At 60.6% G+C, this 24311-nt stretch carries 24 protein-coding genes; 11 read left to right on the top strand and 13 right to left on the bottom strand.

What is annotated here, in order from left to right; all coding sequences use genetic code 11:
* Nucleotides 1-144: 144 nt before the first annotated feature.
* Nucleotides 145-645 (top strand): phosphate-starvation-inducible protein PsiE, encoded by a 501-nt coding sequence (locus ACZ5M5_RS25275; protein ID WP_053125067.1) that lies wholly within the window; start codon nucleotides 145-147, stop codon nucleotides 643-645.
* On the opposite strand, the gene ACZ5M5_RS25270 is transcribed toward ACZ5M5_RS25275, so the two are convergent.
* On the bottom strand, nucleotides 642-959 hold the full coding sequence (locus ACZ5M5_RS25270; RefSeq protein WP_103309553.1) for a DUF3509 domain-containing protein: 318 nt from the start codon (nucleotides 957-959) through the stop codon (nucleotides 642-644). The genes ACZ5M5_RS25275 and ACZ5M5_RS25270 overlap by 4 nt on opposite strands.
* A 496-nt stretch (nucleotides 960-1455) precedes the next feature.
* On the opposite strand from ACZ5M5_RS25270, the gene ACZ5M5_RS25265 reads away from it, so the two are divergent.
* Entirely contained in the window at nucleotides 1456-1866 is a 411-nt protein-coding gene (locus ACZ5M5_RS25265; RefSeq protein ID WP_103308316.1) for an HPF/RaiA family ribosome-associated protein, read from the top strand.
* Nucleotides 1867-1947: 81 nt separating this feature from the next.
* Here the strand turns inward: ACZ5M5_RS25265 and fecA are convergent, their stop codons facing one another.
* The 4 genes from fecA to ACZ5M5_RS25245 all read right to left on the bottom strand — a co-directional run bounded on the left by fecA (nucleotide 1948) and on the right by ACZ5M5_RS25245 (nucleotide 6847).
* Nucleotides 1948-4287 (bottom strand): TonB-dependent Fe(3+) dicitrate receptor FecA, encoded by a 2340-nt coding sequence (fecA, locus tag ACZ5M5_RS25260; protein ID WP_464738135.1) that lies wholly within the window; start codon nucleotides 4285-4287, stop codon nucleotides 1948-1950.
* Between the two features lie 110 nt (nucleotides 4288-4397).
* Nucleotides 4398-5357: a FecR domain-containing protein gene (locus ACZ5M5_RS25255; protein WP_464738134.1), complete on the bottom strand. Its 960-nt coding sequence runs from the start codon at nucleotides 5355-5357 to the stop codon at nucleotides 4398-4400.
* Complete coding sequence (locus ACZ5M5_RS25250; protein WP_103308313.1) at nucleotides 5354-5842, bottom strand: sigma-70 family RNA polymerase sigma factor; 489 nt, start codon at nucleotides 5840-5842, stop codon at nucleotides 5354-5356. Before ACZ5M5_RS25250 ends, ACZ5M5_RS25255 begins: the two co-directional genes overlap by 4 nt.
* A 129-nt stretch (nucleotides 5843-5971) precedes the next feature.
* A complete protein-coding gene (locus ACZ5M5_RS25245) occupies nucleotides 5972-6847 on the bottom strand; it encodes a helix-turn-helix domain-containing protein (protein WP_464738133.1) in 876 nt (291 codons plus the stop codon).
* A 139-nt stretch (nucleotides 6848-6986) separates the two neighbouring features.
* Between ACZ5M5_RS25245 and ACZ5M5_RS25240 the strand changes: the two genes are divergently transcribed.
* Nucleotides 6987-7889, top strand: a complete 903-nt coding sequence (locus ACZ5M5_RS25240) for a DMT family transporter (RefSeq protein WP_464738132.1) — start codon at nucleotides 6987-6989, stop codon at nucleotides 7887-7889.
* 180 nt (nucleotides 7890-8069) lie between these two features.
* On the opposite strand, the gene ACZ5M5_RS25235 is transcribed toward ACZ5M5_RS25240, so the two are convergent.
* From ACZ5M5_RS25235 to norR, 5 genes are all read right to left on the bottom strand, one after another.
* Nucleotides 8070-9041, bottom strand: coding sequence for a 2-hydroxyacid dehydrogenase (locus ACZ5M5_RS25235; RefSeq protein ID WP_103308312.1), 972 nt, complete (start codon nucleotides 9039-9041; stop codon nucleotides 8070-8072).
* 201 nt (nucleotides 9042-9242) lie between these two features.
* Complete coding sequence (locus ACZ5M5_RS25230) at nucleotides 9243-9992, bottom strand: YkgJ family cysteine cluster protein (protein ID WP_464738131.1); 750 nt, start codon at nucleotides 9990-9992, stop codon at nucleotides 9243-9245.
* Nucleotides 9993-10071: 79 nt separating this feature from the next.
* Nucleotides 10072-10401, bottom strand: coding sequence for a hypothetical protein (locus ACZ5M5_RS25225; protein ID WP_464738130.1), 330 nt, complete (start codon nucleotides 10399-10401; stop codon nucleotides 10072-10074).
* Between the two features lie 133 nt (nucleotides 10402-10534).
* Nucleotides 10535-11437, bottom strand: a complete 903-nt coding sequence (locus ACZ5M5_RS25220) for a chemotaxis protein CheV (RefSeq protein WP_103308311.1) — start codon at nucleotides 11435-11437, stop codon at nucleotides 10535-10537.
* Nucleotides 11438-11717: 280 nt separating this feature from the next.
* Nucleotides 11718-13274 carry a nitric oxide reductase transcriptional regulator NorR gene (gene norR / locus ACZ5M5_RS25215; protein ID WP_464738129.1) on the bottom strand — a complete coding sequence of 519 codons (1557 nt, stop codon included), beginning with the start codon at nucleotides 13272-13274 and terminating at the stop codon, nucleotides 11718-11720.
* A 153-nt stretch (nucleotides 13275-13427) separates the two neighbouring features.
* On the opposite strand from norR, the gene hmpA reads away from it, so the two are divergent.
* The 8 genes from hmpA to ACZ5M5_RS25175 all read left to right on the top strand — a co-directional run bounded on the left by hmpA (nucleotide 13428) and on the right by ACZ5M5_RS25175 (nucleotide 22104).
* Complete coding sequence (hmpA, locus tag ACZ5M5_RS25210; RefSeq protein WP_464738128.1) at nucleotides 13428-14609, top strand: NO-inducible flavohemoprotein; 1182 nt, start codon at nucleotides 13428-13430, stop codon at nucleotides 14607-14609.
* 719 nt (nucleotides 14610-15328) lie between these two features.
* Nucleotides 15329-15838 (top strand): disulfide bond formation protein B, encoded by a 510-nt coding sequence (locus tag ACZ5M5_RS25205; RefSeq protein ID WP_060740730.1) that lies wholly within the window; start codon nucleotides 15329-15331, stop codon nucleotides 15836-15838.
* Nucleotides 15839-16612: 774 nt separating this feature from the next.
* Nucleotides 16613-17560, top strand: a complete 948-nt coding sequence (cyoA, locus tag ACZ5M5_RS25200; protein ID WP_060740731.1) for a ubiquinol oxidase subunit II — start codon at nucleotides 16613-16615, stop codon at nucleotides 17558-17560.
* Nucleotides 17561-17563: 3 nt separating this feature from the next.
* A complete protein-coding gene (gene cyoB / locus ACZ5M5_RS25195) occupies nucleotides 17564-19594 on the top strand; it encodes a cytochrome o ubiquinol oxidase subunit I (RefSeq protein ID WP_060740732.1) in 2031 nt (676 codons plus the stop codon).
* Between the two features lie 3 nt (nucleotides 19595-19597).
* A complete protein-coding gene (locus tag ACZ5M5_RS25190) occupies nucleotides 19598-20224 on the top strand; it encodes a cytochrome o ubiquinol oxidase subunit III (protein ID WP_060740733.1) in 627 nt (208 codons plus the stop codon).
* Entirely contained in the window at nucleotides 20225-20560 is a 336-nt protein-coding gene (gene cyoD, locus ACZ5M5_RS25185) for a cytochrome o ubiquinol oxidase subunit IV (RefSeq protein WP_014340102.1), read from the top strand.
* A gap of 11 nt (nucleotides 20561-20571) precedes the next feature.
* A complete protein-coding gene (gene cyoE, locus ACZ5M5_RS25180; RefSeq protein WP_003178131.1) occupies nucleotides 20572-21459 on the top strand; it encodes a heme o synthase in 888 nt (295 codons plus the stop codon).
* Nucleotides 21460-21789: 330 nt separating this feature from the next.
* Nucleotides 21790-22104, top strand: coding sequence for a helix-turn-helix domain-containing protein (locus tag ACZ5M5_RS25175; RefSeq protein WP_060740734.1), 315 nt, complete (start codon nucleotides 21790-21792; stop codon nucleotides 22102-22104).
* A 193-nt stretch (nucleotides 22105-22297) separates the two neighbouring features.
* Here ACZ5M5_RS25175 and ACZ5M5_RS25170 read toward each other — a convergent pair whose 3' ends face one another.
* From ACZ5M5_RS25170 to ACZ5M5_RS25160, 3 genes are all read right to left on the bottom strand, one after another.
* Nucleotides 22298-22999 carry a hypothetical protein gene (locus tag ACZ5M5_RS25170; protein WP_060740735.1) on the bottom strand — a complete coding sequence of 234 codons (702 nt, stop codon included), beginning with the start codon at nucleotides 22997-22999 and terminating at the stop codon, nucleotides 22298-22300.
* Between the two features lie 91 nt (nucleotides 23000-23090).
* On the bottom strand, nucleotides 23091-23234 hold the full coding sequence (locus ACZ5M5_RS25165; RefSeq protein ID WP_146042603.1) for a DUF72 domain-containing protein: 144 nt from the start codon (nucleotides 23232-23234) through the stop codon (nucleotides 23091-23093).
* Nucleotides 23231-24244 (bottom strand): sensor domain-containing diguanylate cyclase, encoded by a 1014-nt coding sequence (locus ACZ5M5_RS25160; protein ID WP_060740736.1) that lies wholly within the window; start codon nucleotides 24242-24244, stop codon nucleotides 23231-23233. The genes ACZ5M5_RS25165 and ACZ5M5_RS25160 overlap by 4 nt, the downstream gene beginning before the upstream one ends.
* Between the last annotated feature and the right edge of the window lie 67 nt (nucleotides 24245-24311).

Below are 24311 nucleotides of genomic sequence, written 5' to 3'. Positions count from 1 at the left end.
ACAAGGCCGAATGAAGCGCCCAAAAGTGCCGGATACCAGCCTATCGCCATCTCACCCTCAGTCGCTGGCCTTTTTTCTGCATGCAGAACAACCGTCACGTCCAATCCGCATCATCCGGTCGAACCGACCTAAGGAAACTACATCGTGAAAATAAACTGGGCCGAGAACCTGCGCCAGAACGTCCATCAACTGGCCGAGTCCCTGGGAAACCTGTTCGTCGAGACCTTCCACTACCTGGCGCTGTTCGCCATCGGTGCGGTCACCGCGTGGGCGGCGGTGATGGAGTTCTTGCAGATGCTCGAGGCGGGGCACATCAAGATCGACGACATCCTGCTGCTGTTCATCTACCTGGAATTGGGGGCGATGGTCGGGATCTACTTCAAGACCAACCATATGCCGGTACGGTTTCTGATCTACGTGGCGATCACCGCGCTGACGCGGTTGCTGATTTCCAACGTTTCCCACCACAGCCCGCCCGACCTGGGGATCATCTACCTGTGCGGTGGCATCCTGCTGCTGGCGTTTTCGATCCTGGTGGTGCGCTACGCGTCGTCGCAGTTCCCTTCGGTGAAGATCGAGCACCCGCACCGCAAGGTCGGCGCGGGTTCCAGCGAACATGCCGAAGTGGAGAAGGGTGAGATTTAAAGGCCGGCGGCAGAAGGTGCCGGACCCTGTGCATGCGGTGGTGGCAGCTTGATGTTGTCGCCGCCGGTCATGGCTTCGAGGATGGCCACGGCGCTGTGGCCCTGCTCGATGGCAATGCCGAACTGAATGCTTTGCACCAGGCGCTTGAGCCGCTCCGGGTCGTTGCGTTGCTGGGCGCTGATCATGCGTTTGGCGACGATGCGCCCGCTCTTGGACAGGGTCAGCATGATGCTGCCATCCAGGCCCTGGATACTCAGGTTGATTTGATAGTGCGGCGCAAAAGCGTCGGTAATGATCTGAAAAGGGTTGTCCATGATGCGTCACCGCCTGATTGAACGTGCAGTTGTTGACCGGCCGTGATCGGGATTAGTTCGCAACACTGGACCATCGGCCATTCCATGATCGTGTTCATCTCGAATTTTCCAGGGCTGGGCAGGCTTCAAACCGAAAGTCGCAGTCTGCGGCAGCGCCTACAGGGAGTTAGCAAGTGGCATGCCGGAAAAACCGTCGGACAATGATCCCGGCGCCCAAGCGCCGAACGGTCTGGAATGGGGCTGCCCGTTTCGGGGCAATAACGTGCGGATGTTCGTTGACGGTGCAGCAGGGGAGGCGATTTGCGGCGGGTGGGCAGGGCGGGGCAACTCCCGACCTTAACAGTGCCTTTGCCCGTTGTCCGGCTTTATTTGCAAATGGATATTTATATTTTCCCAGGGGTTGAATTGTTCTTCCGCCAGCCCGACTCTGTATTCAAGGGGCCGTTGCATTCACGTCGATGGCCCCCGGCGAGCTAGCTGAAATAAGGGATGAACTATGCAAATCCAAGTCAACAGCGATAACCATATTCAAAGCAGCATCCGACTGGAGGAGTGGGTACGTACTACCATCGAAAGCACGCTCGAACGTTATGAAGAAGACCTGACACGGGTCGAGGTTCATTTGCGGGACGAGAACGGCGACAAGCCCGGTCCCCATGACCTGCGTTGCCAGCTTGAAGCGCGGCCTAAAGGCCACCAGCCGATTTCCGTGACGCACAAGGCCGATACGCTGGAACTGGCGATCGAGGGGGCGGCCACCAAGCTTGAAAACGCCTTGGAGCACTTGTTCGGCAAACTGCGCGGCAAGCGCGCAACCATTGCGACGCCGACCGAATCCGTTGCCTTGGCCGATGCGCTATTGGAAGAAGAATTCCTGGAGAACGAACGGGCCGCACTCAACGGCTGAGCCCGATCGCTTAAAGTCACTCACCGAACGGGCCTGCAATCGCAGGCCCGTCTTGTTTCAGCGGTTCACCGTAGCCCCGAATCAAAACGCCACGGAGGTTTGAACATACAGCGTGCGCGGCTCCCCCACATACTTGCCTCGGTTGTTGTCGTCGAACGAGCGGGTGAAGTATTGGGTATTGAAGATGTTCTTCACACCCACCGCCACGTTCAGGTCCGACAGTTGCGGGCCGAAATCATAGGCAGCGCGGCTGCTGAACAGCATGTAGCCGGGGATATTGCCGGTACTGCCGTCGGCGCTTTCAGCCCGGGTGTTGGCGTTGTCGGCAAACTGCGCGCTCTGATAGGTGCTGTCCAGGTTCAGCTTCCACGGCCCGTCCGTATAACCCACGCCCAGGGTGCCTTTGTGCTTCGAAGAGAATGGCACGCGGTTGCCTTTGTTCGGCCCGTCTTCACGAATGGTGGCATCGACGAAGGCATACGTGGCGTACACGTCGAAACCGGTCAGCGCGGGGCTCAGGCCATCAAGGGCGTAATTGATGCTGGTTTCGATGCCTTGGTGGCGAGTCTCGCCGCGGGCAATCACTGAATCGTTGGTCTGGTTGCTTTCATACTGGTTGTCGAAGTTGATCAGGAATGCGCCGATCTCCGCCCGCAGGTTGCCATCGTCATAGCGGGTACCAAGCTCCCAGGTGCGGGCCTTTTCCGGTTTCACTTCACCGCTGCTGACACGGTTGGGCATCTGGCTGTACTGCACACTGCCGAACGAGCCTTCGGTATTGGCATACAGATTCCACTCATCGGTCAGGTGATACAGCACGTTCAATGCCGGCAAGGCCGTGTTGTAGTCGCCCTTGTACTTCACATTCGTCAGGTTGTTGGTCTGCTGGGATTCGATCATTTCGTAGCGAACACCCGGCGTGATGGTCCATTTCCCGATGTCGATCCGGTCATCGATGAAAAACGCATTGGCCTCGGTGCCCCCACGCGTATCACGGTCGTTGCGACTGGAGGTGGTCGGCAATTCGTTGCTGGCGATGGGCGTGCGATAACGCAGCTCATGGCCCGCCTCGTTGATGTAGCGATAGCCGACGCCGACCTCATGGCTGGTGGGGCCGAGGTCGAAGCCTTGGGCGAAACGGGTTTCCAGGCCGCGGACCCAATATTCGCGAGGCGACAGGGACAGGAAGGTGCCCTGGTCCAGGTAGCCGCTGCGCAAAGTCTTGGTGAAGAACGTGCTGGCGGTGAATTCCCGGCGGTCCTGTTGGTAGCGGTAGCCGAAATTGACCAGGGTGCGACGGCCCCAGAAACGGTCGTTCGGGCGTGTGGATTGATACGGGTTGGCATCGTAGTCGGCCACATTCAGGCCGCCGGGCATATCGGCCTCGCCTTCGTAATATTGGGCCATGGCATTGAAACTGTTGGCCTCGTCCAACTGGTAGTTACCCTTGAGGATCAGGTCATCGATTTGTGTGTCGCTGTGTTCGCGCCAGTCGCCGCCGCGGGTGCCGGAATACAGCAGGGCACCGCCCAAGCCGTTGTCGGCGGTGCCGCCCGCCAGCAGATTGGAGGACGTTTTGAAACCGTCATGGCTGGAGGATGGGCTCGTCTCGGTCTGGAAGCCCCCCTTTACCGTGGGAGCATCGGGAATCGCCCGCGTCACGAAGTTGACCACGCCGCCGACGTTTTGCGGGCCGTAGCGCACTGCGCCGCCGCCGCGCACGACATCCACCGCGTCCATGTTGCCCATGCTGACCGGCGCGAACGATAGCTGCGGTTGGCCGTAAGGTGCGAAAGGCACCGGGATGCCGTCCATCAGCACCGTGGAGCGTGAGGCCAGGCGTGGGTTGAGCCCGCGAATACCAAAGTTCAGCGCCATGTCATGGCTACCGGTGCCGTTGTTTTCCGGTGCATTGACGCCGGGAATGCGATTGAGCACATCCCGCGCCTGCGTCGCACCTTGGCGTTCGAACGCTTCACGGCGGATGACGTCACGGGCGCCGGGGTGTTCGAAGACATTGGCTTGCGCGGCGTCGCCGAGCCAGTCGCCGACCACGGTGGTGGTGCCGATGTCCAGCGCGGTGGTGGTGGCCGGTTGCAGGCTGAAGGCGTTATCTCCCTCGGGCCGGGCTTGCAGGCCTGTGCCTTCGAGCAGCGCGCTCAGCCCTTGCTCCGGGCTGTAGCTGCCTTCCAGGCCGCGACTCTGCAGGCCAGCGGTTGTCTGCGAGCCGAAGGAAATCAACACCCCGGCCTCGCGTCCGAACTGATTGAGGGCATTTTCCAGTGACGACGGCGCGATGTGATAGGCCTTGGCATCGGCAGCCTGTACGCAAGGCAGTGCGACGAAACTCAAGCTGGCCCCCAGGAGCCATTGACGCATGGTACGGGCCAGTGGGGTGAGACGGGTAGGTTGCTGCGGCATGGATGAGGATCCCGAGAAGGTTGTATCGAAGTGGCTTTCCTTCTCTGTCACCCGAGGCGGGGAAAACGGCTCACGGTTGCGTGTTTTTTTTCCAGCAGGACGGTCATGGTTCAAGCACGAGCCTCGACCGAGACCCAATAGCGGGTAAAGCGGCGTACTTTGACCGGCAGGCTGACCTCCAGCAGATCGAGGATTCGTTCGCTGTTGTCCAGTGGATAAGTTCCGGAGATCAGAAGGTTGGCGACCGCCTCGTCGCAGTGCAATTGGCCGCGGCGGTACCGGCCGAGCTCGTCGAGAAAGTCCGCCAGGCGCATGTGCGCGGCTATCAGCATGCCTTCCGTCCAGGCGCCGCTGTTGGCATCCAGCGCCGTGGCGGGCCCGGCGCCGTTGATGCCAAGGCTCAGTTGCCGTGATGCACCCAGCAACGAAGACGGGCCGTGTCGGCTGTGAATGTCCACCTCGCCTTCAAACACCGCCACCTGGGTGTGTTCCGGATATTCGCGTACGTTGAACCGGGCGTTGCGGCTTTCCAGCCGGCCATGGGCGGTCAGTACGTGCAGGGGCCTGGGGTCCCGGGCCGCCGTCAACAACAGTTCACCCTCCAGCAGGCGGATCAAGCGGCGTTGAGCGTCGAAGCGAACGTCGACCGCGCTGCCGCTGTTGAGTTGCAACTGGCTGCCGTCATCCAGCATCAGGCGACGCCGTTCGCCCACCGGGCTGCGGAAATCGGCCATCAAGGGTGGCAGCCACTGGCGTTCACGCAGGCCCCAGGTCAACGTTGAGCCGGCCCCCAGTACCAGTAACGTTTTGAGCGCCCGCCGCCGCATGGCGGACTTCGGTGCATTGAGGGTCGCATGGGCTAACGCAGGGGATACGCTGCGCAGCCGTTGATTGACCCGTTGGATATGTTCCCAGGCACGGCGATGCTCGCTATGAGCATCGAGCCATTGCTCCCAGGCTTGCTGTTGGCGGGTGTCGAGTGGGCCTTGCTGCATTTCCAGGAGCCAGTGCACGGCCTGCTCGGCGACTTGGGCGCTGACGTCAGGTGCGCCGTTGATCGACGGGGTCATAAGGCGAAGTAGCAGCGCATCGCTGCCTTGTTCAGATGGCGCTTGACCGTTGCCAGGGAAATCCCCAGTTCACGGGCGATTTCGTTGTAGGTCAGGCCATCGACCTGGGCCAGCAGAAACGCCTGCTTGACCGCTCGCGGCAACCCATCGAGCAGTTGGTCCAGTTCCGTCAGGGTTTGCAGGATGATTGCCCGTTCTTCCTCCGACGGCGCCACCTGCTCCGGCAGTTGGGCGAGGGTGTCGAGGTAGGCGCGCTCGAGGTCCTGGCGGCGGTAATGGTTGAACAGTACGCGCTTGGCAATGGTCGTAAGGAACGCGCGGGGTTCCAGGACAGGCTGCGGATTGCGCGTCGTCAGTACGCGCATGAAGGTGTCCTGCGCCAGGTCGGCGGCGCTGTCGGGGCACCCGAGTTTTCTTCGCAACCAGCTGTTGAGCCAACTGTGATGGGCGTTGTAGAGCACTTCGACGGTGTGTGCAGGCGGCAACGAGGAACATCCCGACAGCGCTGAGCTGTGCTAGAGAACAAGAATTGTTCGCATTGTAGGGGCGCGGCAGTGGCTACGGCAATCGGGATCAGTGCCGGGTTGTTTCATTTGGCCGGAGCGCGGTGGCGCCTAGCGCAAGAATGCCTGTCGATATTCCCCGGGGCTCGCCCCCAAGGTCTGGCGAAAACGGTTGGTGAAGTGGCTGGCGCTGGCGAATCCGCAGGCCAGTGCCACCTCGCCCAACGGTTGTGAGGTGGTGCGCAGCAAGTGTTGCGCGCAAGCCAGGCGCCGGGCCAGTACATACTGATGGGGCGGCAGTCCGAAGCTTTCGCGGAACATCCGCGCGAAGTGGTATTCGGATAACGCGCACAACGTCGCCAATTGCCCGAGGCTGATGGGGTCGGCCAGGTGGCTGTCGACGTAATCCACCAGCAACCGCCGCTGGTGAGCCGCCAGGCCGCCCTTGAGGCGAAGCCCCTGGCGCTGGCCGACCTGGCTGAGCAGCAGGTGGTTGAGCAGGTCATGGGCCAGGCTGGTGGTCAACAGGCGTTCCCCGGGTTCGTCCCAGTTCAGCGCGATCAACTGGCGGAAGCGACGCGCCTGCTGCGGGTCGTCGAGGAATGTCTCCTCGTGCAACTGCACCTGCCGCGGTTCGCGGTCCAGTAGCGTGATGCACCCAAGGGCGAATTGTTCAGCGCTGAAATACAGATGGGCGAGGCGAATGTCGCCGTTGATGACCCAGGCCGATTCATGGCCGGCGGGCAGTACGCAGAGTTTGCCCGGCGCCCCTGTGGTATCGGGTCGTTCGCGGCGAAACGTACCGGTGCCACCGGCGATGTAGCAGGACAACGTATGGTGGGTCGGCGCCTCGTAGTCCTGGGCATCGTGATGGTTGCTCCACAAAGCGGCCGCCATGCCGTCTCCGAGCTCGGCGCTGTGCTCCAGGCGAGCATTGGGCGAGCTGTTGAGGGCTTGGAAGACTTGCAGGCTTTGCAATGTGGGCATGATCGGTTCTCTCCAACGCCTTGCATCCTACTCCCTCGCCCCGTTCCTGCCAGCCCGCCAGCCGACAAAACCGCAAGTTTATGCAAGTGCCGCAGCTGCGGCGGCGTGACACTGAAGGTCATTGTCAGGAGTCGTCACCATGAACCTCTCGTTGTACCTGCTTACCGTGCTCATCTGGGGCACGACCTGGATCGCCCTGAAACTGCAGTTGGGCGTGGTCGCCATCCCGGTGTCGATTGTCTATCGCTTCGGTCTCGCGGCGCTGATCCTGTTTGCCATGCTCCTGCTCAGCCGCCGCTTGCAGGTGATGAACCGGCGCGGCCATTTGATTTGCGTTGCCCAGGGCCTGTGCCTGTTCTGCATCAACTTCATGTGCTTCCTGACTGCCAGCCAGTGGATCCCCAGTGGCTTGGTCGCCGTGGTGTTTTCCACGGCCACCCTCTGGAACGCCCTCAATGCCCGGGTTTTCTTCGGTCAGCGGATTGCCCGTAACGTGCTGTTGGGGGGCGCCCTGGGGCTTTCGGGGCTGGCCTTGTTGTTCTGGCCGGAACTGGCCGGCCACAGCGCAAGCCCGCAAACGTTGCTCGGATTGGCACTGGCGCTGCTGGGGACGTTGTGTTTCTCGGCGGGCAACATGTTGTCGAGCCTGCAACAGAAGGCTGGCCTCAAGCCATTGACCACCAATGCCTGGGGCATGGCCTATGGCGCAGCGATGCTGGCGGTGTGGTGTGGGTTCAAAGGCATTCCGTTCGATATGGAATGGAACACGCGCTACATCGGCTCGTTGTTGTACCTGGTCATCCCGGGGTCGGTGATCGGCTTTACCGCCTACCTGACACTGGTCGGGCGCATGGGGCCGGAACGGGCGGCGTATTGCACCGTGCTGTTCCCGGTGGTGGCGTTGAATGTCTCGGCGTTTGTCGAGGGCTACCAGTGGACAGTGCCGGCATTGGTGGGGTTGGTGCTGGTGATGCTGGGGAACGTGCTGGTGTTCCGCAAGCCACGGCCGGTGGCGACGAATGTCGCCTTGGGCGCACGCTGACATATAACGTCCAGAGATAAACCTGTGGCGAGGGAGCTTGCTCCCGCTGGGTTGCGAAGCAACCCCAAGGTCTATCTGCCACCGCAATGTGTCAGATAAACCGTAGGGGGCTGCTGCGCAGCCCAGCGGGAGCAAGCTCCCTCGCCACGGTGTGTTCCCCCGGGGGCTTTTGCGGAGGATTTATTTCCAGACTTGCGGGTTGACCAGGTTCTGCGGTCGCTCACCCAACAAGGCACTGCGCAAGTTATCCACAGCCAGATTGGCCATGGCCTCACGGGTTTCGTGAGTCGCCGAGCCAATGTGGGGCAGGGTCACGGCGTTTTTCAGCTGGAACAGCGGCGATTCGGCCAATGGCTCTTTCTCGTAGACATCCAGCCCGGCACCGCGGATGCGGTTGTTCTGCAACGCTTCGATCAGCGCGGGTTCGTCTACCACAGGGCCGCGGGAAATGTTGACCAGGATGGCACTCGGCTTCATCAGGCCCAGTTCACGCTGGCCGATCAGATGGCGGGTTTTCTCGCTCAACGGCACCACGAGGCAAACGAAATCGGCTTCGGCCAGCAATTGGTCCAGTTCGCGAAATTGTGCGCCCAACTGGTTTTCCAGCTCGGTCTTGCGACTGTTGCCGCTGTAGATAATCGGCATGTTGAACCCCAGTCGGCCACGCCGGGCAATGGCTGCGCCGATGTTGCCCATGCCGACGATGCCCAGGGTCTTGCCATGTACGTCGCTGCCGAACAACTGCGGGCCGACCGTCGCTTGCCATTGCCCGGCCTTGGTCCAGGCGTCCAGTTCGGCCACGCGCCGGGCGCTGCTCATCAGCAGGGCGAAGGCCAGGTCGGCGGTGCTTTCGGTGAGCACGTCGGGGGTGTTGGTGAGCATGATCCCACGTTCATTGAAGTAGGCCAGGTCATAGTTGTCGTAGCCCACCGACACGCTGGAGACCACTTGCAGGTTCGTGGCGCTCTGCAGTTGCTCGCGGCCGAGCTTGCGACCGACACCGATCAGCCCGTGGACGTGAGGCAAGGCTTCGTTGAACTGCGCGTTGATGTCGCCGTTCGACGGGTTGGGGACGATCACTTCGAAGTCCTGGCGCAGGCGTTCGATCATCGGGGGCGTGATACGGCTGAAGGCAAGTACGGTTTTTTTCATCGTGCAAGGCTCATCTGCAGGGAATACCAAGCACGCTAACATTCCTGGCGCGGGTTAGGCGAGAGGGGAGGGTGTAATCGCAGCGCCGCCAGTCCTCTGTGGGAGCGAGCTTGCTCGCGATAGCGGTCTGTCAGTCCATTGCGAGGGCCTGGGCTGGCGCCATCGCGAGCAAGCTCGCTCCCACAGGGGATCTTTACAAACTCAGGCGGCTCGCAGGGAAATGAAGGCGTAGGTGACCGGTGTTTCAGTGACCACCCGCGCGCCGCTGGCCGAGACCTGGTTGGCCACGTCCTCGCCGGACAGGTGGAACTGCCATTCGCCAGCCGCCTGGTCCAACGGCTGCGAGCGGGCTTGATCGATAGCGGCGGCAAACGCAGCCATGTTCGGCAGGTAGGCCGTGAATCCGTCGCCCTTCAACGCCGTCGTGTGGATGCCCAGCGACATGCAGATGCGTTCCTTGAGCGCGATTTCCTCACGATCGGCCTGGCGTGAACGCTCGATCAAGCGGGCCAGTTCCTGGTCCACCAATTCACCGCCCAGTATCAACTGCGGCCCCGTTTCCCACGACTCCGGTGGGCAATCCTTGGCGGCGGGATTGAGCGGGATGTGTGGATTGATTTCCATGGGATAAATGCGGCACACCAAGGGTCTGCGCTCATAGATGCGGCACAGGTTTTCGTCGTCCAGATTATGGCAACGACCCACGTTATAAGCGGCGAACGTGATCGCCACCAGCGCGTCGCTCGTGCCGCTACGGACCACTGCCGAGCGTCGTTCGGCATGTTCACGTTGCGCCACCGGAAGGCCGAGGCCATTGGGCAGGAAGGCCTCGACCAGGACAATCACCTGGCCGCCGTCATTGGCCCACATCCTGGCTTCGTCGAGGGTCAGGGGAACGTGATGGCCGGTACAGCATTTACCGCACCCTACACAGGAAAACGTGGTGTTCATTGATCGACCGAAGGCAATAGGCTGAAAGCAGCGCCGGAAAAACGCCGCGATAAGCCCTGCGAAGCAAGTTATGCGCCATTCATCGAGGGGCACCGGTCGAGCGGATCGAGTCCCATTCGGTGACGAAGGCGGTCCTGGTTTTCTTGCGGTAGAGGCACAACTCGGTGCCGGTTGTGCCTTTCATGTGTTTCTGTGGGTATTGGCCTTGCAGCAACACAGCGGTGTAGCCCACCCGATCGTCGAATTGCGCGGCGGTGCCGACGGGTTCGGGGTCTTTAAGGCCGCTGGCCTTCAGGCAACTGGCGAGCACTTTTTTGTCGTAGGCGGCCCAGGCGTCGGGGCTGGAAGCCTGAGCCTGAAAGGCCATGGCGGCAGTGAGGCCGAGGAGCATCAGCGCAGGGGTTTTCATCAACAATGTCCTTGTTCAGGGAACCAGGACAGGAGTATGCCTGAGGTCGGAGCTGTCTGAAGTTGGAGCAGTGTTCAGAGGCCGCGAGGATCGCAGCCTCCTGGCATTCGGCCTGCCTTGCCGCGGGTGAGTGTCAGCGCCCTTGTTCGGTGACGGCCTTGGCCGCGGTGATCAGGCACTTGGTCAATTCCGGCGACGAGAACTTGGTGAGCACCCCGTTTGCGCCGGCCAGTCGCGCCTTCTCACTGTTCATGGCGCTGTCGAGCGACGTGTGCAGCAACACGTAGAGGTGCGCGAAGTCCGGCGTTTCGCGCAGGGTCCGGGTGAGGGCGTAGCCGTCCATTTCCGACATTTCGATATCGGAAACGATCAGGTTGATCTCCTGCGCAGTGCCCTGCAGTTCCAGCAGGCAGTCGATGGCCTCCTTGGCGCTGCGGGCGGTGTGGCATTGCAGGCCCAGGTTGCGCAGGGTATGCACCGATTGCTGCAACGCCACCTGGCTGTCATCGACCACCAGGATCCGGGCGTTGCCCAGGACCTCGGCGTCTTCCATGCTCAGTTCGGTCGGCGCGGTTTCGATCTGCGCGGGTGCGATGCCGTGGATCACCTTTTCGATGTCCAGCACTTGCACCAGCGTGCCGTCCACCGAGGTCACGCCGGTGATGAACGCACGTACGCCGCCGGAGCCGTAGGGCGGCGGTTTGATGTCGGTGGTCAGGCAATGCACGATCTTGCTCACCGCCTGCACATGCAGGCCCTGTTTGGAGCGGCTCACGTCGGTGACGATCAGGCAGCCGCCGTCCGGATCTTCCAGCGGCCGCTCGCCAATGGCGCGGCTCAGGTCGATCACCGACAACGACGTCCCGCGCAGGGTGGCGATGCCTTTGACGTGCGGATGGGACTCCGGCAGTTTGGTCAACGGTGGGCAGGGAATGATTTCACTGACCTTGAGCAGGTTGATCGCCATCAGCTTGCCGCTGCGCAAGGTAAACAGCAGAAGCGAAAGTGAATCTGCGCGGGCTTTGTTGGAAGACATAAAAACCTTCTGTGGAAAAAGGTGGGGCGAGCCTGAAGGTCGCCAAAACAGCTTTTGATATTGGGTTATCGACTTGTCGGGGGCAGGCTTTAGGACGAAAGCGGTCGACAACAGGGATCGTTGTAACAAGATCCCTGTGGTGGGGCGTTTTTGTGGCGAGGGAGCTTGCTCCCGCTCGAGCGCGCAGCGGTCGCCCGATCAACATCGCGCCGCAGCCGATAGGGAGTGCGTCGCACTCCAGCGGGAGCAAGCTCCCTCGCCACGGGAAGCGCACGGTCGATCACTTCAGCCCCAACCGCCGGGCCATCCGCCCCAGGTTCGCCCGATCCAGCCCCAGCTCCCGGGCGGCGCTGGCCCAGTTGTGCTGGTGCCGCTCCAGGCTGGCGGCGATCAGATTGCGTTGGAATTCGTCCACCGCTTCGCGCATGTCTCCCGTCACGCCCAACAGGGTCGGTGCCGGGCCGGTGGACGATGGGGCAGGGTTATCCACAGGGGCTTGGGGCAAACCCAGGTCCTGGGCGCTGAGGCTGAGGATCTTCGGGCGTGTCGGGCAGCGGCCCAAGGCCTTCAGGGCACTGCGGCCAATCAGGTGTTCCAGTTCGCGTACGTTGCCCGGCCAGTCGTAGGCCACCAGTGCGGCCTGGGCGTCGTTGGTCAGGCGCAGGCTGCCCAGGCCCATGCGTGAACGATTCTGTTCCAGGAAGAAGCCGCTGAGCAGCAATACGTCCCGTCCGCGCTCACGCAGCGCCGGTACCTGCAATGGATACACGCTCAAGCGATGGTAGAAATCGGCCCGATAACGGCCGTTGCGCACTTCTTCGGCGAGGTCGCGATTGGTGGCCGCGATCAGGCGCACATCGACCCGGTGCTCCTTGTCCGAACCCAGGCGCTGCAGTTGGCCGCTTTGCAACACCCGCAGCAACTTGGCCTGGACAGTCAGGGACAACTCACCCACCTCATCGAGGAACAGGGTGCCGCCGTCGGCCAGTTCGAATTTGCCGCGCCGGTCGTTCGTCGCCCCGGTGAAGGCGCCCTGTACGTGGCCGAAGAGTTCACTTTCCACCAGCGTATCCGGCAGGGCGGCGCAGTTGAGGCTGATGAGCGGCTGCCCGGCGCGTTTCGACGCGGCATGGATGGCCTGGGCGACCAGCTCCTTGCCCACACCGGTTTCGCCCGTGATCAATACGGTCAGGTCGCTGCCGCCCACCAGCGTGATCTCTTCCACCAGGCGCTTGTGGGCCTTGCTCTGGCCGACCATGTCGCGATGTTGCTGGCCGCTGGCCTGGCGATAGACCTCGGCGCGACGGTGCTCATCCTCGGCCTTCAAGGCCAGGCGCTCGATGCGTTCGGCGGCGCTGACCGTGGCGGCGGCGAGGCTGGCGAAGGCTTGCAAAGCGCTCAGGTCGATGGGTTCGAAGCGTTCCGGGTCCAGGGAATCCAGGGTTAGCAGGCCCCAGGGCCGCTCGTCGACAAACAGCGGACACCCCATGCAGTCATGGACTTCCAAGTGCTCGGCCAGCCCGTCGACCAACCCGTCGTACGGATCGGGCAGGCCGCTGTCGGCGGCGAAGCGGGTGGGCTGCGGGTTCGCCAGCAGCGCTTCGAAGCGTGGGTGTTCGCTGACCCGGAATCGCCGGCCCAGTGTATCGGTGCTCAAACCGTCCACCGCCAGGGGCACGAGGCAGTCCCCGTCCAGGCGTAGCAGCGCGGCTGCGTCACAGGGCAGCAGCGCGCGCAGGGCGCCCAGCAAGCGGCGATAGCGCTCGCCTTCAGGCAGTTCGCGGGACAGGTCTGCTACCAGGGGCAGTAAGGCTGTGAGTAGAGAGGTTGCAGTCATAAGGACTCCATGTAGTCCAAAAGACTCTAAATCGTTCCGTGTCTTTATGACTACTTTTTATTTAACTGATTGAAAAATAAATAAATAAATTATGGCACGGAAACTGATAGTAGAGCCGTAGTTGTTATTCAAGTCCTTGCATGGAGTCACCTTATGCTCAGCCAAGAAGAACGCGCCATCATTCGTTCCACTGTTCCCTTGTTGGAAAGCGGTGGTGAAGCGCTCATTACTCACTTCTATCGCATGATGCTGTCCGAATACCCGCAAGTGCGCCCCCTGTTCAACCAGGCTCACCAAGCCAGTGGCGATCAACCCCGTGCGCTGGCCAACGGCGTGTTGATGTATGCGCGGCACATTGACCAGCTCGACCAGCTGGGCGACCTGGTGGCGAAAATCGTCAACAAGCACGTTGCCTTGCAGATCCTGCCGGAACATTACCCGATTGTCGGTGCGTGCCTGCTGCGAGCCATTGCCGAGGTGTTGGGCGCAGAGATCGCCACGCCCGAGGTGATCGCGGCGTGGGGCGTTGCCTACAACCAGTTGGCCGATATCCTGATCGGTGCCGAAGCCGGCATGTACGACAAGAAGGCCGAGGCGCCGGGCGGCTGGCGTGGCGAGCGTGAGTTCATCCTGGCGGCCAAGGTCCAGGAAAGCTCGGAGATCACCTCGTTCTACTTCGAACCGGCGGACAAGGGCCCGATCCTGGTGGCCGAGCCGGGCCAGTACATCGGCATGAAGCTCATCCTCGATGGCGAGGAAGTGCGCCGTAACTATTCGCTGTCGGCCCTGGCGGACAATGGTCGGTATCGGATCAGCGTCAAGCGCGAGCCGGGCGGGCGGGTGTCGAACCACCTGCATCATCATTTCGAAGTCGGCAACCGTATCCAGTTGTTCCCGCCGTCCGGGGATTTCTACCTGACCGCCAGTGACAAGCCGCTGGTGCTGATCAGCGGCGGCGTCGGCATCACGCCGACCCTGGCCATGTTGCAGGCGGCACTGCAAACCGAGCGGCCGGTGCATTTCATTCACTGTGCACGCAACGGCCGCGCCCATGCCTTTCGCGACTGGATCGACGACTTGGCCAGGCGGCATCCGCAACTCAAGCGCTTCTACTGCTACGACGAAGACGATGGCTTGAGCCCAGCGGCGGATAAGGTGGGGCTGCTGAGCCAGGAGCAATTGGCGCAATGGCTGCCGGAGCAGCGTGACCTGGACGCCTATTTCCTTGGGCCGAAGGGTTTCATGGGCGCCGTCAAACGCCACCTCAAGGCCCTGGGCGTGCCGGACCGGCAGAGCCGCTACGAATTCTTCGGTCCGGCGGCGGCGCTGGAGTAAGGTCGCGGCGAACCGGGAGACCGGGTTGCCTTCATCGCGAGCAGGCTCGCTCCCACAAGGGATTAGCGCTGGACACAATTCCTGTGGACACCGCAAAAAACTGTGGGAGCGAGCCTGCTCGCGATGGCATTGTCACATTCAACAGCAATGCAAGCTGACCCACCGCTATCGCGAGCAAGCTCGCTCCCACAAGGGATTAGCGGCGGACACGACGCCTGTGAGCACCGCAAAAAACTGTGGGAGCGAGCTTGCTCGCGATGGCATTGTCACATTCAACAGCAATGCAAGCTGACCCACCGCTATCGCGAGCAAGCTCGCTCCCACAAGGGATTAGCGGCGGACACGACGCCTGTGAGCACCGCAAAAAACTGTGGGAGCGAGCTTGCTCGCGATGGCATTGGCACATTCAACAGCAATGCAAGCTGACCCACCGCTATCGCGAGCAAGCTCGCTCCCACAAGGGATTAGCGGCGGACACGACGCCTGTGGACACCGCAAAAAACTGTGGGAGCGAGCTTGCTCGCGATAGCGGCAGCAGCCCCATCCCTGTCCAACCGCCAGAATTAATCCCCGCTTAACCTTCTTGCGGTCTATTCCCTCCAATGTCGACGCTCGCTGCTCGTTCACTGTCATGGTCAGCGTGTAGACTTCGGTACATCCGATCGCGCGCCGGGTGTCGCGAGGCTGCGCGTCGATCCATGCAGACAAAGGGAAACGCAATGAGTGAGGAAATGATGCGGCTAGGCCGTGAGCGGCGCTATCTGGTGCTGCTGGGGCTGATCTGCCTGGCGCTGATCGGCGGTGCGCTGTACATGCAGGTGGCCCTCGGCGAGGCACCGTGCCCGCTGTGTATCTTGCAACGCTATGCGCTGTTGCTGATCGCGATCTTCGCCTTCATCGGCGCCGCCATGCGCACCCGCCGCAGCCTGACGATCTTCGAAGGCCTGGTGGTGCTCTGTGCCCTGGCCGGTGCCGGTGTGGCAGGGCATCACGTGTACACCCAGTTCTTCCCCGCGGTCAGTTGCGGCATCGACGTATTGCAACCGATTGTCGATGACCTGCCGCTGGCGAAGATCTTCCCGCTGGGTTTCCAGGTCGATGGCTTTTGCTCCACGCCCTACCCACCGATCCTGGGCCTGTCCCTGGCGCAATGGGCGCTGGTGGCCTTCGTGTTGACGGTGGTGCTGGTGCCGTTGCTGGTGTCGCGTAACCGCAAACCGCTTCGCTGAAACGCCTCGATGAAACGCCCCGGTTCTCTCCAGGAGAGCCGGGGCGTTTTACGTTTCACGCTCAAGACGGAGCGTCCTTGATCCGAGGCAAGAATGACCTGCGGCAATGTGCGACACGTTGTCACATATCTTGCGGTGCTCAGCCTTGGCGAGGGCGATAAAGCACGCTTTCCTGTAACAAAAAAATGTCTGGTTTCGCAATCGGCGTATCGCTTGTAGCAGGCATTTTTAACAGCGACGCGTCAGACGCCGAAGGCCCCGAAAACTGGGCGCTTGTCGGGCAAAAAACCTCGTGATGATCCTCTCGAGCTGTCTAAATCGGGCGTAGTAGACCTATGTTTTTTGGGGTTCTTGTTGAGAATGAATTTCGATAACATGCTGGCCCGTTGCAATATCGGCAAGAGATTGTTGCCGGATCGGATAAAAATTATTTCGGGATGAGACATGGTCTACAGCGCGTCACCTCACTACAATCGCCCGCACCGATTTTCCGACCCGGCTCAGGCTTGAGCATGAGAGTGGTCGAAGGGCGCCAGCGCCCCATGCGACCCCAGGTGTCGGTGCCTCCAACTACCCGCACCAAATGGAATTGGGCTTGAACTAGGCCTTTTGACCAACGAATAAGAACTCACTGCTGGCCCGGGATGTGTCGAACAGCCGCTGACGTTCGATGGGCAGCCCTTATTCAATCCAAGAAATGCCAACCCTTGGCAGGGTGAAGTGTTGGCGATCAAAACCCAACTGCATTGCGCAAGCTGCTTTAGAGGTCGTGAGATGAGTAAAAACAGGTACCCCCGATTACTAGGCTTGTTGCCGCTGCTTGGCACGTTGCTGCTGGGAGGCTGCAACATGACCTTGCTCGATCCCAAGGGCCAGGTCGGCCTGGATGAACGAAACCTGATCATCACCGCCACACTGCTGATGTTGCTGGTCGTCGTGCCGGTCATCGTCATGACCTTCCTGTTCGCCTGGAAGTACCGCGCAACCAACACCAAGGCCACGTACACGCCGAAATGGTCGCATTCGACCAAGATCGAAGTGGCGGTGTGGACGATTCCAGTGCTGATCATCATTGCCCTGGGTTACATCACCTACAAGTCGACCCACGCCCTGGACCCGTATCGTCCACTGGATTCGGACGTCAAGCCGATCACCATTGAAGTGGTTTCGATGGACTGGAAATGGCTGTTCATCTATCCGGAACAAGGCATCGCCACCGTCAACAAGATCGTGTTCCCGGCCCACACGCCGATCAACTTCAAGGTCACCTCCGACACCGTGATGAACTCGTTCTTCATCCCGGGCCTGGGCGGCCAGATCTACGCGATGGCGGGCATGCAGACCAAGCTGCACCTGATCGCCAACCAGAACGCCGAACTCGACGGTATCTCCGCCAACTACAGTGGCGCGGGTTTCACCGGCATGAAGTTCAAAGCAATCGCCACGACCCAGGAAGATTTCGACGCCTGGGTCAACGATGTGAAGAAGGCACCTAAACAGCTTGAAAAAGCTGAATACGAAGCCCTTTCCAAGCCGAGCCAGAACAACCCAGTCGAACTCTACTCGTCGGTTACGCCGAACCTGTTCCAGACCATCATCGACAAGTATGAAGGGATGAATCCGGGCAAGCCGATGCACCACGAGAAGAACGAGAAGGAAGTGGCTCACAACATGGAAGGGATGGACATGAGCTCGCATTCAGCTGCCGGGGCAGAGGAGTAAACGATGTTTGGTAAATTAAGTTGGGAAGCGATCCCGTTCCACGAGCCGATTGTCATGGTGACCCTCGCCATCATCGCGCTCGGTGGTCTGGCATTGTTTGCAGGCATCACTTATTTCAAGAAGTGGACCTACCTGTGGACCGAATGGCTGACCTCGGTCGACCACAAGAAAATCGGCGTGATGTACATCATCGTCGCCATGGTCATGCTGCTGCGCGGCTTTGCCGACGCCATCATGATGCGTACCCAACTGGCCATGGCCACCGAGGGTTCGCCCGGCTACCTGCCGCCTGAACACTATGACCAGATCTTCACCGCCCACGGTGTGATCATGATCATCTTCATGGCGATGCCTTTCTTCACTGGCCTGATGAACCTTGCAGTGCCGCTGCAGATCGGTGCCCGTGACGTGGCCTTCCCGTTCCTGAACTCCCTGAGCTTCTGGCTGCTGGTGTCCGGCGTGGTGCTGATCAACCTGTCCCTGGGCGTTGGCGAATTCGCCAAGACCGGCTGGGTGGCCTATCCGCCGCTGTCGGGCTTGCAATACAGTCCGGGCGTGGGGATGGATTACTACATCTGGGCGCTACAGCTATCCGGGTTGGGGACAACGCTGACGGGGGTCAACTTCCTGGCCACCGTGCTGAAGATGCGTACCCCGGGCATGAAGCTGATGGACATGCCGATCTTCACCTGGACCTGCACCTGGGCCAACGTCCTGATCGTCGCGTCCTTCCCGATCCTGACCGCTACCCTGGCTTTGCTGACGCTTGACCGCTACATGGATTTCCACATTTTCACCAATGAACTGGGTGGAAATCCGATGATGTACGTCAACCTGTTCTGGGCCTGGGGTCACCCCGAGGTGTACATCCTGATCCTGCCGGCGTTCGGGATTTTCTCCGAAGTCATCTCGACCTTCTCCGGCAAGAAACTGTTCGGCCACCACTCGATGATCTACGCTTCCGGCGCGATCTCGGTACTGGGCTTCATGGTCTGGCTGCACCACTTCTTCACCATGGGCTCGGGTGCCAGCGTCAACGCCTTCTTCGGCCTGGCGACGATGCTGATTTCGATCCCGACGGGGGTGAAGCTGTTCAACTGGCTGTTCACCATTTATCAGGGCCGCCTGCGTTTCACCAGCCACGTGATGTGGACCCTGGGCTTCATGGTGACCTTCGCCATCGGCGGCATGACCGGCGTACTGCTGGCCATCCCGGGTGCTGACTTCGTGTTGCACAACAGCCTGTTCGTGATCGCGCACTTCCACAACGTGATCATCGGCGGCGCCGTGTTCGGCTACATCGCCGGCTTTGCCTTCTACTTCCCGAAAGCGTTCGGCTTCAAGCTGCACGAAGGCTGGGGCAAGGCAGCGTTCTGGTTCTGGATTACCGGCTTCTTCGTCGCGTTCATGCCGCTCTATGTACTGGGCTTCATGGGCATGACCCGTCGCCTGAACACCACCACCAACCCTGAGTGGGTGCCGTACCTGTACGTCGCCATGTTCGGTGCGGTGATGATCGCTGTCGGCATCGCCTGCCAGTTGATCCAGTTGTATGTCAGCGTGCGCGACCGCAACAAGCCAGAGAACATGTGCGAACACGGCGACCCGTGGAATGCCCATACCCTGGAATGGTCGACCTCTTCGCCACCGCCGTTCTACAACTTTGCCGTGCTGCCAAAAGCAGACGTCATCGACCCGTTCACCGAAGCCAAGGAAGCCGGCACCGCGTACCAGGCTCCGACCAAGTACGAGCCGATCCACATGCCTAACAACACCGCCACCGGTGTGGTCATGGGCGCGCTGTTGACCGTGTTCGGTTTCGCGATGATCTGGCACATCTGGTGGCTGGCCATCGCCAGCCTGGTCGGCACCGTGGTGTATTTCGTGATCCATGCCGCCCGTGACGATCAGGGCTACATGGTGCCGGTGGATGTCATCGAACGCATCGAAGCCGAGCAGCACAAGCGCCTGGTAGCGGCCGGGAAAGTCCCCGCCACCGCCACCCGTGTTGAAACCTCGTTGGAACAGGCTTAAACCATGTCGAACTTAGTGACCAATGTTGGACACGCCCATGGTCATGACCATGGGCACGATGACCATCACCACGACTCGGGCGAGATGACCGTATTCGGTTTCTGGCTCTACCTGATGACCGACTGCATTCTGTTTGCGTCGATTTTCGCGGCGTACGCGGTGCTGGTTAACAACGTCGCCGGTGGCCCGTCGGGCCACGACATTTTCGAACTGCCGTACGTGCTGGGCGAAACCGCGCTGCTGCTGTTCAGCTCGATCACCTACGGCTTCGCCATGCTGGCGTTGTTCAAGGGCAAGAAAAACCAGGTCCTGGGCTGGTTGGCCATGACCTTCCTGTTCGGTGCCGGCTTCATCGGCATGGAGATCAATGAGTTCCACGTATTGATCTCCGAAGGCTACGGTCCTAGCCGCAGTGGCTTCCTGTCCGGGTTCTTCACCCTGGTCGGCACCCACGGCCTGCACGTGACCAGCGGCCTGATCTGGATGGCGATCATGATGTATCAGGTCCAGAAAAACGGCCTGACTGCCACCAACAAGACGCGCCTGAGCTGCCTGAGCCTGTTCTGGCACTTCCTGGACGTGGTGTGGATCTGCGTATTCACCGTTGTTTATCTGATGGGGACCCTGTAAATGGCTAACGCACATTCCCATGATGGCCATGACGCCGGCCACGGCAGCGTCAAGTCCTACGCCATCGGTTTCATCCTGTCGGTGATCCTGACCGTCATCCCGTTCGGCCTGGTGATGTACCCGTCGCTGCCCAAGAGCCTGACCCTGTGGATCATCCTGATCTTCGCCGTGGTCCAGGTATTGGTGCACCTGGTGTACTTCCTGCACCTGGACCGCTCCGCCGCCCAACGTAACAACGTGGTCGCGTTTGTCTTTGCCGCGATCGTGATTGTCCTGCTGGTTGGCCTGTCGTTGTGGATCATGTTCAGCATCCACACCAACATGATGGCGCACTGAGGAAAGTCCGGATGTCCCTGAAGCACTTTATCCAAATCACCAAGCCGGGGATCATTTTCGGTAACGTGCTTTCTGTGGCAGGCGGGTTTTTCCTGGCCTCGAAAGGGCATGTCGATCTGGCCATCTTCCTGGCGGCGATGATCGGCACTTCCCTGGTGGTGGCGTCCGGTTGCGTGTTCAACAACTGCATCGACCGCGACATCGACATCAAGATGGAACGCACCAAGAATCGGGCGCTGGTCCAAGGCCTGATTCCGGTGCAACTGGCCCTGGCATTCGCCACGGTGCTGGGCGTTGCCGGGGTGGCGCTGCTGTACTGGGTCGCCAACCCGTTGGCGGCGTTGTTCGCGGTGATCGGTTTTGTCATCTACGTCGGCCTCTACAGCCTGTACCTCAAGCGCAAGTCGGTCCACGGCACGCTGGTGGGCAGCCTGTCGGGGGCGATGCCGCCGGTGATCGGTTACGTCGCGGTAAGCAACAGCTTCGACATGGCAGCGCTGACGCTGCTGGTGATGTTCAGCCTGTGGCAGATGCCGCATTCCTACGCCATCGCGATCTTCCGCTTCAACGACTACCTGGCGGCCTCGATTCCGGTGCTGCCGGTCAAGCGCGGTATCCGCGTGGCCAAGAAGCACATCCTGCTCTACATCCTGGCCTTCCTGGTGGCGACCTTGATGCTGACCTTCAGCGGCTACGCCGGCATGAGCTACCTCGCCGTCGCCGCCGCCATGGGCATGTACTGGCTGTACATGGCCTGGACCGGCTACAAGGCGGTGGATGACACGGTCTGGGCACGCAAGCTGTTCGTGTTCTCGATCTTCACCATCACCGCCCTGAGCGTCATGATGTCCCTGGACTTCAAAGTGCCGAGTGAGCTGCTGCTGACGTACGCGCCTTAAGCTTCAGATGCTGCAAAAAAAGCCCCGCCTTCGAGAGAAGCGCGGGGCTTTTTCATGGACGTTGCCCTGGCTGCCGATGTTCCTGTGGGAGCGAGCTTGCTCGCGATAGCGGTGGTTCAGCCTGCATGAGTGTTGAATATGACGGCCTCATCGCGAGCAAGCTCGCTCCCACAAGGGTTGCGGAGTATCTGTTATTGCCTTATGAATGCTGGTCGGTTTTGGATGTTCGCTATCTCTGATAAGCAAGGACGAGTTGGAAAACCTGACCTCCGAGCAAGAGAAGATGCTCAAGCGCGCCATAGAAGCTGAGTTGAAAGTGCGAGGTACCTTATGAAAAAACGTGATCTGTTTGCCGAGATGATACAAGGCGTCGAGGAGATGGCCGCTCACCGGGAGGGCAAGATCACCCTTCGTCAGCTGTCGATCGAGGATAAACCGGTTCCCGAGGTGTCGGCTCGGGAAATCGTGGCGTTGCGCGACAAGCTCCATATGTCTCAGGCCGTTTTCGCCAAGAGCATCAGGACCAGTCCTGGCACCCTTAGGAACTGGGAGCAGGAGAAGTCCAAACCCAACGCCCAGGCGGCTCTTCTGATCAGGTTGGTCGAGAAGTTTCCAGACATGGTCGAGCGGCTCGGCGCTGTTTGAGGAACTCATATCTCTCCCATGAAAAAGCCCCGCCTTCGAGAGAAGCGCGGGGCTTTTTCATGGGGGTTGCGGGCTGCCGATGTTCCTGTGGGAGCGAGCTTGCTCGCGATGGCGGTGGTTCAGCCTGCATGAGTGCTGAATGTGCCGGCTTCATCGCGAACAAGCTCGCTCCCACAGTGGCCTCGGGTGAGGCTTATTGCTGGGCGATGCTGTAGCCGTCGAAGGCTTTCTGCTGTTGCAACGCAGTGACGATGCCTTTGCGGGTGGCCGGTTGTTCGGTGCCGTCGTTGTCCAGGAAGGTTTCGCTTTCCAACTCGGCTTCGTCGCCTTCGCCTACGAAGTTGAAGCCCAGGAACTCGAAGGCTTCGCGGTCGACGTTCGGCTTGGAGCGTGGTGTGCGCAGGGGCAGGGTGACGCTGATGCCGTCCTTGCTGATGACAAACACTTCGGCTTCCTTCTTGCGCGAGGCCTTGCCCTTGCTGCCGCTTGGGTTGCTGATGGCCTGATGGGTCTGGTTCAGTACTTTCAGGGCCAGGCCGTAGACCAGTTCCTGGAACGATGGGTCGTCCTTGTAGCTGGAGAGGATGCGGCTGATCGGGAAGCGGCTGCTCAGGTCTTCCAGGGCCGCGAAGTCGGCGGCTTCGGCGTCCTTGAGCTGTTTGAGCTGGCCCATCAGTTCGTAGGCCTTGTCGTCGTCGAAGGCATCGTGGGCCTGACGGATGGCGTTGCGCAGTTCGCGGATCTGGTCGCTTTCGCGGTTCGACTGGAACGCATCGAGGACCATTTCGCTGATGGTTTTGGCCTGGGGCAGATGCTGTGAAAGATTGATGGAGTTTTCGTATTCCGCTTTGGACGACAGGGTGACTACGGATTCAGCGGTGTTGGAATCGGACATTGAAATTTCACTACTTCTGTTAGCGGGATGAGGCGAGAAAGGCATTGAGCTTTTTTCCGGTCGCCTAATCTATTGGACCCGAGCGGTGTTGTCACGGTCGGACCGGCAGCAACTGACCATTTGTTGCCGGTGACGGCTTTGCGTCTTGCATCAGGCCCATCAAGCGCAACGCGTCGGCGGTCGCAGCGCCACTGGCGGTGTTGTCGAAGATGCACCATGTCGGGGTACCGTTCATTCGCAAATCACATTCTTGCCCGCCATCTTGGAGCGATACAGCGCCTGGTCTGCCCGGTGCAGCAACGCCGAGTGCTGTTCATCCTCCAAGCGCTGCACCACGCCAAAACTCATGGTGATCTGGAAGTCGCCCACCGGCAGCAGGTCGGACAGGCCACGACGAATGCTTTCCGCCAGCAGGCGGGCGTCGGCCAGGGTGGTGTTGGGCAAGATCATGATGAATTCGTCGCCGCCCCAGCGCACCAGCAGGTCACTGCCGCGCTCGCAGCGCTTGACGCTCTGTACCACTTGCACCAGCGCTGCGTCACCGAAGGCGTGGCCGTAGCGATCGTTGATGTCCTTGAAGTCATCGACGTCCATGGCGATCAGCGACAACGGCTCGCGGAAACGCTGTGCGCGCTCACAGGCCAGCGGCAGTGCCTGGTCCAGGCGATAACGGTTGGCGACCCGCGTCAGGGCATCGGTTTCGGCAAGCCTGCGGTTTTCGTCGAGTTGGAGCTGCAACTGATGGTTGACCCGGGACAGTTCGCGGGTGCGTTCTTCAATGATGGCTTCCAAGGATTTGTTACGCCGTTCCAATTGTTCGAACAGGCGCTTCTTGTCGTCGATACTGCGATGGGCGCCGATCATGCGGGCCACCGTGCCGTCCGGGTTGCGGGCGATCACGTAGCCGCGATCCTCGATCCAGATGTAGGACCCGTCGCACGTGCGGCAACGGTACTCGGCTTGGTAGCGGTGGGATCGTTGTTCCAGGTAGTCGTCGAACAACGCCATGACCCGTGGGTAATCCTCCGGGTGGATCACGCTTTCCCAGGTCAGCACGGTGTTGTCCAGTGAATGAGGCAGGTAGCCAAGCATCGTGTACCAGCCGGGGTTGCGGTAGACGAAGCCGGTGTTGGCATTCCAGTCCCAGATGCCATCGCTGACCAGTTCCAGGATGGTGTGCAGTACGCCTTCGTCCAGATCGGACAGGTCGAACCGCAGCATGTCGATGTTCGAGGCATCTCCCATCGTCGTTTCCTCATCACCCTTGATATCAAAATGCTCGTCCAAGGAGGAAGAGTAGCTGATGGGGCGC

The sequence above is a fragment of the Pseudomonas sp. Van50 genome (genome assembly GCF_055390755.1).
This window is presented reverse-complemented; position numbering and strand designations above follow the sequence as displayed.

Coding starts and splice junctions, on each gene's coding strand:
- ACZ5M5_RS25270 (WP_103309553.1), bottom strand. CDS start 959: ATGGACAACCCTTTTCAGATCATTACCGACGCTTTTGCGCCGCACTAT.
- ACZ5M5_RS25265 (WP_103308316.1), top strand. CDS start 1,456: ATGCAAATCCAAGTCAACAGCGATAACCATATTCAAAGCAGCATCCGA.
- fecA (WP_464738135.1), bottom strand. CDS start 4,287: ATGCCGCAGCAACCTACCCGTCTCACCCCACTGGCCCGTACCATGCGT.
- ACZ5M5_RS25255 (WP_464738134.1), bottom strand. CDS start 5,357: ATGACCCCGTCGATCAACGGCGCACCTGACGTCAGCGCCCAAGTCGCC.
- ACZ5M5_RS25245 (WP_464738133.1), bottom strand. CDS start 6,847: ATGCCCACATTGCAAAGCCTGCAAGTCTTCCAAGCCCTCAACAGCTCG.
- ACZ5M5_RS25240 (WP_464738132.1), top strand. CDS start 6,987: ATGAACCTCTCGTTGTACCTGCTTACCGTGCTCATCTGGGGCACGACC.
- ACZ5M5_RS25235 (WP_103308312.1), bottom strand. CDS start 9,041: ATGAAAAAAACCGTACTTGCCTTCAGCCGTATCACGCCCCCGATGATC.
- ACZ5M5_RS25230 (WP_464738131.1), bottom strand. CDS start 9,992: ATGAACACCACGTTTTCCTGTGTAGGGTGCGGTAAATGCTGTACCGGC.
- ACZ5M5_RS25225 (WP_464738130.1), bottom strand. CDS start 10,401: ATGAAAACCCCTGCGCTGATGCTCCTCGGCCTCACTGCCGCCATGGCC.
- ACZ5M5_RS25220 (WP_103308311.1), bottom strand. CDS start 11,437: ATGTCTTCCAACAAAGCCCGCGCAGATTCACTTTCGCTTCTGCTGTTT.
- norR (WP_464738129.1), bottom strand. CDS start 13,274: ATGACTGCAACCTCTCTACTCACAGCCTTACTGCCCCTGGTAGCAGAC.
- hmpA (WP_464738128.1), top strand. CDS start 13,428: ATGCTCAGCCAAGAAGAACGCGCCATCATTCGTTCCACTGTTCCCTTG.
- ACZ5M5_RS25205 (WP_060740730.1), top strand. CDS start 15,329: ATGAGTGAGGAAATGATGCGGCTAGGCCGTGAGCGGCGCTATCTGGTG.
- cyoA (WP_060740731.1), top strand. CDS start 16,613: ATGAGTAAAAACAGGTACCCCCGATTACTAGGCTTGTTGCCGCTGCTT.
- cyoB (WP_060740732.1), top strand. CDS start 17,564: ATGTTTGGTAAATTAAGTTGGGAAGCGATCCCGTTCCACGAGCCGATT.
- ACZ5M5_RS25190 (WP_060740733.1), top strand. CDS start 19,598: ATGTCGAACTTAGTGACCAATGTTGGACACGCCCATGGTCATGACCAT.
- cyoD (WP_014340102.1), top strand. CDS start 20,225: ATGGCTAACGCACATTCCCATGATGGCCATGACGCCGGCCACGGCAGC.
- cyoE (WP_003178131.1), top strand. CDS start 20,572: ATGTCCCTGAAGCACTTTATCCAAATCACCAAGCCGGGGATCATTTTC.
- ACZ5M5_RS25175 (WP_060740734.1), top strand. CDS start 21,790: ATGAAAAAACGTGATCTGTTTGCCGAGATGATACAAGGCGTCGAGGAG.
- ACZ5M5_RS25170 (WP_060740735.1), bottom strand. CDS start 22,999: ATGTCCGATTCCAACACCGCTGAATCCGTAGTCACCCTGTCGTCCAAA.
- ACZ5M5_RS25165 (WP_146042603.1), bottom strand. CDS start 23,234: ATGAACGGTACCCCGACATGGTGCATCTTCGACAACACCGCCAGTGGC.
- ACZ5M5_RS25160 (WP_060740736.1), bottom strand. CDS start 24,244: ATGGGAGATGCCTCGAACATCGACATGCTGCGGTTCGACCTGTCCGAT.